This is a genomic window from Bradyrhizobium sp. NDS-1 (assembly GCF_032918005.1).
GTDB classification, from domain to species: Bacteria; Pseudomonadota; Alphaproteobacteria; order Rhizobiales; family Xanthobacteraceae; genus Bradyrhizobium; species Bradyrhizobium tunisiense.
In genome coordinates, this window is record NZ_CP136628.1 from 7639315 (window position 1) to 7645890 (window position 6576).

General features: G+C 63.4%; 8 protein-coding genes. 5 read left to right on the forward strand and 3 right to left on the reverse strand.

What is annotated here, in order from left to right:
- The first annotated feature begins 40 nt into the window (after nucleotides 1-40).
- From RX330_RS35635 to RX330_RS35650, 4 genes are all read left to right on the forward strand, one after another.
- On the forward strand, nucleotides 41-805 hold the full coding sequence (locus RX330_RS35635) for an alpha/beta fold hydrolase (protein WP_317241627.1): 765 nt from the start codon (nucleotides 41-43) through the stop codon (nucleotides 803-805).
- Between the two features lie 24 nt (nucleotides 806-829).
- Nucleotides 830-1165, forward strand: a complete 336-nt coding sequence (locus RX330_RS35640; protein ID WP_317241628.1) for a hypothetical protein — start codon at nucleotides 830-832, stop codon at nucleotides 1163-1165.
- Between the two features lie 104 nt (nucleotides 1166-1269).
- On the forward strand, nucleotides 1270-1941 hold the full coding sequence (locus RX330_RS35645) for a dienelactone hydrolase family protein (RefSeq protein ID WP_317241629.1): 672 nt from the start codon (nucleotides 1270-1272) through the stop codon (nucleotides 1939-1941).
- Nucleotides 1942-2033: 92 nt separating this feature from the next.
- Entirely contained in the window at nucleotides 2034-2516 is a 483-nt protein-coding gene (locus tag RX330_RS35650) for a hypothetical protein (RefSeq protein WP_317241630.1), read from the forward strand.
- A 149-nt stretch (nucleotides 2517-2665) separates the two neighbouring features.
- Here the strand turns inward: RX330_RS35650 and RX330_RS35655 are convergent, their stop codons facing one another.
- The 3 genes from RX330_RS35655 to RX330_RS35665 form a co-directional block, all read right to left on the reverse strand.
- Complete coding sequence (locus RX330_RS35655; RefSeq protein ID WP_317241631.1) at nucleotides 2666-3415, reverse strand: polysaccharide biosynthesis/export family protein; 750 nt, start codon at nucleotides 3413-3415, stop codon at nucleotides 2666-2668.
- A 118-nt stretch (nucleotides 3416-3533) separates the two neighbouring features.
- A complete protein-coding gene (msrA, locus tag RX330_RS35660) occupies nucleotides 3534-4190 on the reverse strand; it encodes a peptide-methionine (S)-S-oxide reductase MsrA (protein WP_317241632.1) in 657 nt (218 codons plus the stop codon).
- 175 nt (nucleotides 4191-4365) lie between these two features.
- Nucleotides 4366-4683, reverse strand: a complete 318-nt coding sequence (locus RX330_RS35665) for a hypothetical protein (RefSeq protein ID WP_212083532.1) — start codon at nucleotides 4681-4683, stop codon at nucleotides 4366-4368.
- A 379-nt stretch (nucleotides 4684-5062) separates the two neighbouring features.
- Here RX330_RS35665 and rpsT point away from each other — a divergent pair, with 379 nt between their 5' ends.
- Nucleotides 5063-5329 (forward strand): 30S ribosomal protein S20, encoded by a 267-nt coding sequence (gene rpsT / locus RX330_RS35670; RefSeq protein WP_212083530.1) that lies wholly within the window; start codon nucleotides 5063-5065, stop codon nucleotides 5327-5329.
- Nucleotides 5330-6576 lie beyond the last annotated feature (1247 nt).

The following is a 6576-nucleotide window of genomic DNA, read 5'->3' on the forward strand; positions in this document are numbered from 1 at the left end:
CCGGCGTCGCGGCGAGATGAGAAAGACAGGGTCGGAAGCAATGCCTGAGATCGATCGGGACGGCGTCAATATCTACTATGAGGTTCATGGCGAGGGGCCGCCATTGCTGCTGACCCATGGCTACTCCTCGACCTCCGCGATGTGGCACGGCCAGGTCGATGCGCTTGCGAAGGAGCACAAGCTGATCTTGTGGGACATGCGCGGCCACGGCCAATCCGATTATCCCGGTGACGCGAACGCCTACAGCGAAGCTCTGACCGTCGGCGACATCGCGGCGATCCTCGATGCGGTCGGCACTGAGCAAGCGATCATCGGCGGGCTGTCACTCGGCGGTTACATGTCGCTGGCGTTCTACCGGGCTCATCCAGAGCGCACCCGCGCGCTGCTGATCATCGACACCGGTCCGGGCTTCAAGAAGGACGACGCGCGCGAGGCCTGGAATGCGCGTGCGCTGGCCACCGCCGAGAGGCTCGACCGCGAAGGGCTCGACGTTCTGAAATCGGCGACGCCCGAGCGGGCCGCCGCCAGTCATCGCAACGCCAGGGGACTGGCGCTCGCCGCACGCGGCATGCTGACCCAGCGCGACGCCCGCGTGATCGAGCTGCTGCCCGACATCAAGGTGCCCTGCCTCGTTGTGGTTGGCGCCGACGACACGCCGTTCCTCGCGGCGTCCGATTACATGGCGGCAAAGATCCCCGGCGCACAAAAGGTCGTGATCCCCGCGGCCGGTCACGCCGTCAACATCGATCAGCCCAAGGCTTTTGTTGACGCCGTCGAGCCTTTCCTGAAGAACTTGCCGGCATAGGTCGGGCAAGCGAGGACGTAGGCGATGAAGCGGGCGATGCTGGCTACGGCCACGATGTTGCTGTCGATATCTGCGCAGGCCGATCCCTCCGGCGCGGTGCCGTCACGCCGGCCTTTCGTCACGACCCTGTCGAACAACATTCCGCTCGCCTTCGGCATGGATGCCGAACAGACCGCCCGCGCCCTCGGGCAGTCGCTGCAATATGTGCGCGGGCGTCCCGGCAACGAAATCTATCTCGCTCTGCGCAACATCGGCGGCAGCGGCTTGATCCCGTACCGCCACCGCCTGTTCCTGCAATTCCGCCACGGACGGCTGGCGGGATGGAAGGAGGATTACGGCGAGAACTGGATGTGGGAGTAGATTTATCTCCCATGGTGAGGAGCGGCTAGCCGCGTCTCGAAGGGCCCGCTCCTCAGGACGAGGGGAAAGAGCAGAGTTCGTAACAACCAAGAAGGACAACCCGCGTGGGACAAGACATCAAGCTGACGGCGTCCGACAACTTCCATTTTGGCGCCTATCGCGCTGATCCCTCGGGCACGCCCAAGGGCGCGGTGGTGGTGATCCAGGAGATCTTCGGCGTCAATCACCACATCCGCTCGGTTTGCGACCGCCTCGCCGGCGAAGGCTATGTCGCGATCGCGCCGTCGATCTTCGACCGTACCGCGCCGGGCTTCCAGTCGGGCTATTCGCCCGACGAGGTCGCCGAGGCGCGCAAATTCGTCGCCAGTCCGGATTGGGCAGCGATGCTGCGCGACACGCAGGCGGCGATCGATGCGGTCCAAGGCGTCGGCCCGGTCGGCATCATCGGCTTTTGCTTGGGGGGCAGCATCGCCTTCGTCGCGGCGACGCGATTGACCGGCCTGAAGGCCGCAATCGGCTACTACGGCGGCGCGGTCGTGCGCTTTGCCGACGAGACACCAAAAGTGCCGACGCAATTGCATTTCGGCGAGAAGGATGCCGGCATCCCCTTGACCGACGTCGAGACCATCAAGGCGAAGCGGCCGGACGTGGAGGTCTTCATCTATCCGGGCGCGCAGCACGGCTTTCATTGCGACGAGCGCGCGAGCTACGACAAGGCCAGCGCCGACATCGCCTGGCCGCGCAGCATGGAGTTCTTCGCGAAGCATTTGAGGTAGAGAGCGCGTCCCCTCGCAGAAATCGGGTGGCTGCATGCAGCGGCGCGGCGATAGAGCTGGCTGGTCAACCCAACTCACGCCGGGAACTCGTTATGCAGCAAGCCATTGCGCACCTCGTCATCCGCAATCCATTCGGGACCATGGACGTCCCCTCACCCGATGATGCCGAAGTGAAGGACTATGCCGCGACGGCCACGCTGGCCGGCGATGCGGCAGACCTCAATGCGGCGACGTGGGCCGCGCTCGCAGCACCATCGGATCCGATCGAGGGAATCTGGGCGAGCCGCTGGAACGGCGGCGCCGATCCGACCATTGCCGGCGATACGCCGGACAAGTGGAAGCCGGGGCGCGCGGAGATCCGCATCGCGGGGAGCCGGATCTATCTGCGCTTCGACTGGGACGACGGCCGCCGCCACGGGCTGATCGAGGCCGCGCGCGACGGCGCGGGACGCCTGGTCGGAAAATACATCAACCTGACCACGCCGGCGATCACGCGGCCGTGGATCGGGCGGGTCGTCGAGGCCGGGCGGATCGACGGATGTTTTCCAGAGGGGCGGCTGGATTTTCGGAGGTAGGGGTCTGGGACAATCCCCGACGTCATTCCGGGATGCGCCGATAGGCGCAGGCCCGGAATCCATCGTGCGTCAGAGTTTGTGGATGAATGGATTCCGGGCTCGCGCTATAGCGCGACCCGGAATGACGGAGGAGAGAGACGCGCTTAAATCTAGAACCAGCGCTCGCCCACGAACACGGTGTCGCCGGGGTTCAAGGGGGTACCGAGCGGCACCACGGCGCGCATGGAGCCGCCGTTCTCGGTGTGGGTGACGGTGACGACGTCACGCTTGGCGCGCGGCGAGAAGCCGCCGGCGATCGCGACCGCGCTTTCGACCGTCATGTTCGGCACGTAGGGATACTGGCCGGGGGCCGTGACTTCGCCGAGAATGAAGAACGGACGATAGGCCTCGATCTCCACCGCGACCGAGGGCTCGCGGATATAGCCGTTGCGCAGGCGCGCGGCGATCTCGCCGGCGAGACCAGCCGTGGTGCGGCCGCGTGCCGGCACCGCGCCGATCAGCGGCATGGTGATGGAGCCGCCGGCATCGATGGCGTAGCTGTTGGTGAGGCCTTCCTGGCCGTAGACCACGACGCGGAGCTTGTCGCCGGCATCGAGATGGTAGGAGGCATCATAGCGCATCGGCACCGCCCTCGGCGCGGCATAGCCGACCGGCATGGGTGCGGGCGAAGAGGCAAAGGAATTGTTGAGCGCCGCGATGGCGCCGCCGCCGTTGTTGGCGACGACGACCGGCTGCGGAGCGCCGTAGGGCTGGCCGTAGGCCATCGAGTCGAGATCGGCGCGCGGCTGCCCCACCAGGACGGGACCCGCAGTCTGCATGCAGCCGCCAAGGGGCAGCGCGGCGGACGCTGCCAAGAGCACTGCCGAGATCGACGATCGAAACGCGCGTGCAACTGGCACCGGACCTATCCCTCGAAACGAGACGGCTCCAGTGATGCACCGGTTATGGTTAATAAAGCGTTGAGCGGGATCGTGGATGGCCGGGAGCAAACCCGGCCATGACGAGCCTCCGGTAGGACTATGCGCTCACACCGACGCCGATCGGACAGGACACGCCGGTGCCGCCAAGGCCGCAATAGCCGGCGGGATTCTTCGCCAGATATTGCTGATGGTAATCCTCGGCGAAATAGAATTCGCCTGATGGTGCGATCTCGGTTGTGATGGCACCGAGGCCCCTGGCTGCGAGCGCCTTCTGATAAAGCGTCTTCGACTCGTCGGCCGCTTTCTTCTGCGCATCGGAATAGGTGTAGATCGCGCTGCGGTACTGCGTGCCGACATCGTTGCCCTGACGCATGCCCTGGGTCGGGTTGTGGCTTTCCCAGAACGTCTTCAACAGCGCCTGATAGGAGATCTTGTTCGGGTCGAACACGACCAGCACCACTTCGGTGTGGCCGGTACGGCCCGAGCAGGTCTCTTCATAGGTCGGGTTCTGCGTGTGGCCGCCGGCATAGCCGACGGCCGTCGTGTAGATGCCCTCGCCGAGCTCCCAGAATTTGCGCTCGGCGCCCCAGAAGCAGCCGAGCCCGAACACGGCCTGCTCGAGGCCCGCGGGATAAGGCGGCTTGAGCCTGCTGCCGTTGACGAAATGGGTGGTCGCGGTCGGAATGGCTTGCGCGCGGCCGGGCAACGCCTCAGCTGCGCTCGGCAACGCGGTGGTCTTGCGCATGAACAGCATGGTTGGGTCTCCGAAACGAGCTGTCCGTCGCCTGAGCCAGATGCTCACGCGGCGTGCTCGCGATCAGGTGGGGATATAGGGATTCTACGTCAGCGCAGGCAGCCTTGTTACGCCGCGCCTCGCGGCGCTCAAATCCCGGCGGGAATTGAAGGTCAATCCCGGCGGGAATTGAAGATCAATCCCGGGAATAGCCGATCAGCGGTTTCCGCGGCCGGAACAGGAACATCAGCAGGATGCCGAGAATGCCGAGGACGGCAAAGACCGGCTGATCCAGCAGCAGGCGGATCACCGAGGTCCAGAGCCAGGGCGCCTTGGCCTCGACCCAGGTGCGGAAGGCCGACTGGCTGGCCTGATTGATGTCGTTCCAGAACTGGCCGAACCGGGTGAACCGCAGGGTCTGGTCGGCCACCCAGCGGGCGCCGTCATAGACCATGAAGATGAACCCGCCGGCGAGCAGCAACAGCCCAATCAGTCGGAAAAAGCCGCGGATCATGCCTCACCTTATATGGTCGTCCGATCGGAGAACCCGACAAAACGCCGCCAGCCAATAGCCGGGAGACGGCAGAAATTCAACCTCTTCAGGGCGTTACCGTGCGCCCTGAAGCGCCCAGGGGCCGCTTTTCCAGCCCGGAAAGCGTTGACGGTGCGCACGACCCTCTCTATAAGGGCGCCAACTGGCGGCGGGCGCAATCCTGCCGCCGCTGTTCTTTGAGCAGTTGCAGGTCCCTCGAGCTGACAGGCTCTTTGAGGCCTCGTGTTCCGGGGACAGCCCAGCAACCGAACACCCTAAATCCGAGCGTCGATTACGCGGTCAAGCAAGCCGGCGCTACCCGACCAAGACGCGACCGGTACCCGCAAAGGATATTGAGACCATGGCCAATACCACTTCCGCCAAAAAAGCGACGCGCAAGATCGCCCGCCGCACCGCCGTCAACAAGTCGCGCCGTACCCAGATGCGCGGCGCCGTTCGCACCGTCGAAGAAGCCATCGCGACCGGCGACCGCGCCGCTGCCGCAAAGGCGCTCGCGAATGCCGAGCCCGCCCTGATGCGTGCCGCCCAGCGCAACATCATTCACAAGAACAATGCCAGCCGCAAAGTCTCGCGGCTCACCGCGCAGATCGCCAAGCTCGCCAAGTAATGGCGGACCGATCGATCGACTGATCGATCCAACATCGCAAGCGTCAGACAGCCCGGCATCGCGCCGGGCTTTTTTGTTGCGTGTCATATTCTCGCACGCGGTCACACCGCCGTCGATGTTCGATTGGAAGGTTTGCCGCCTGCGCTATGCTTCGTTCCGTAGTTCTACCTGCCGATGTTCTGCAACAGCGGAAACTTTCACCGCGTTGCAAAAACCCCTGCGCTGCACGCTCGAAATGAATCCGCGGGCGACGAAAGTTCTACACACCGTAGATTCACAGGAACGCACGTCGGTGGGAGTTACCCTGCGAAACGAGACTCAAAAAACGGTGTCTCGCTAATCACTTATCGACATAGCGATCGCAAGCGTTTGAAAAATTCACCCGCGCGTCGGGCGCGTGACGAATTTGTTAAAAAAATTTGGCGGTGGCGGAGAATTGTCACATGAGGCGCGGCATTTTCGATTCTGTGCACGAATCCAAAAACTTGCTCCAAAGCCTGTGCACAAGTCGCGTGGGCGTTAACCGACGTCAAGTTTTTTTGGTGGCTCAGATGTGAATCAATTCGTTGCGAGTCTTTCCGCTTAGTGTATTCCTTAAGTCGTCAGCGGCGCCCACGATCTTCAGACCAGCGCGGTTTAGGAAACGGGGCGAGCGTGCAAATCGGCGGCGGTGTGCACGTAGGCGACGCTTCAACAAGTGATGACGGTTCACAACCCATAGCAATGTGGGAATGGTAGCTCTTTGTCTGAATGTCTCCAAGCGGGATCTTCCCGCCTCGTGCCAAGCGCATATGAGAGACATCGCGAAGCTACCCCGGCACGCAAGGCGGCGAAGTCGAGCGGACGACCAGTACACGGGCAGGCATCCGCGCAGGAGTACGGCGCGGCTGTCGTCAAGACACGCAGGACCTTGTCGCGAGCAATCACGGCAGGACGGGGAGGTATTATGTCTTACGGACTCAACGCGGTATTGCAGCACGTTTCCCATTCCCACGATGCCGTTCTAGATCCGTCGAACCTCCAGCCTCCCGCGTGTGACGAAGCGCCGAGTACGCGCTGACCTCGCGAACCCTCCATCTCTGACATCGCTGATCTGACGCGGCATTCCCGCCGGACGGTCGAGCCATGCCTGACGATGGACTCGCTTTGAGGTCGCGCCATTCCAAGGGCCCTGCTCAAGGGGTCCGGCAGGAACCCTGCATGGCGCTCACAACGCAACCATATCTCTCAAGAGAAGTTTTCTGACG